The organism is Tenacibaculum aiptasiae, assembly GCF_008806755.1.
Taxonomy (GTDB): Bacteria; Bacteroidota; Bacteroidia; order Flavobacteriales; family Flavobacteriaceae; genus Polaribacter; species Polaribacter aiptasiae.
The window spans coordinates 1-1,159 of sequence record NZ_WAAU01000078.1; the positions used below are offsets into that span (position 1 = coordinate 1).

The 1,159-nt window shown below is 36.4% G+C and carries 1 protein-coding gene; it reads right to left on the reverse strand.

The features are described 5' to 3' along the window. Positions 1-1,159, reverse strand: a 1,159-nt coding sequence (locus F7018_RS18660) for a hypothetical protein (RefSeq protein WP_175578785.1), incomplete at both ends; no start/stop codon positions are given.

Sequence of the window (1,159 nt, forward strand, 5' to 3'; positions counted from 1 at the left end):
GAATCACAAACATTGTCATTCTCAGCTACTGTGAATGTTACTGGTGTTGGCGTTGGTACATTTACTGTAGCTTCACTTGTACATCCATTGGCATCTCTTACTCTAATTCTATAGTCTCCTGATGCTAACCCTGTAAATACATTGTTATTACTATACGTATAAGTACCTACAACTCCTCCTGCTAAGAACTCTAATTGGTAATCATAACTTCCCCAACCATCTGTTCCAGTTGCTGTGATTGTTCCATCTGATCCTCCATTACAACTTACTAGTGGATTTACTACTCCACTTACTCCTAATGCTGCTGCTGGTCCTTGAATTTCAAAGTTTGGAGATTGTACTGGACAGAATGGACTATCTGTCATAGTTACTGAAACATAATAGTTTCCTGCTCCTAAACCTGTTAATGACTCTACTACATTTCCTACTCCGTTTCCTGTTATTCCTGTTGTTACTCCTCCTACATTGAAAATTTCATATGTATAATTTCCTGTATACGGTGTACTTGTACTAAAGATTAACTCTGAGCTTCCTGTTGTTGTTCCAAAACATGTTACATTTTGAATATTATCTATATCTAATGTAAATGTTGGTGCTGATTCTACTATATGAGCTGTTGATAAGATACATCCTGTTACTGGGTGAGTAATAGTGATGGTATAATTATCTGTTGCTAATCCTGTAAATGTCGCTGAATCTGTTGCTACTGGTACTACCTGTGTTGCTGTAAATCCTGTTCCTGCTCCTGTTATTGTATAACTTGCATTTGCTATATCTGGATTTATCTTAACTGTAATATTTTCTCCTGTAGCACAATCAATTGCTTTAGTTACTGTAATTGCTGCATCTATTAACCTTTCAAATGGTTGGATAGTAGCTCCTACTGTCCCTAAACATCCTTTATCATCATATACATTTATTGTATAGTTTCCTCCTGCTTCATTTGTTGATGTATAAACAAAGCTTCCACTATCTTGAAGAACTGTTCCTGTTCCTGCATCAATAAACTCTACTCGTACAAATGTTCCTGTTCCTCCTGTTATTGCTCCTGCATTTACTGTGATAGTTGCATTATTCGTTGTATTTCCTGTTGTACATCCGAATTCTGCTACTGTTACTGCTCCTGAAACATCTATCGTTGCATTTTCTGATATCGTTA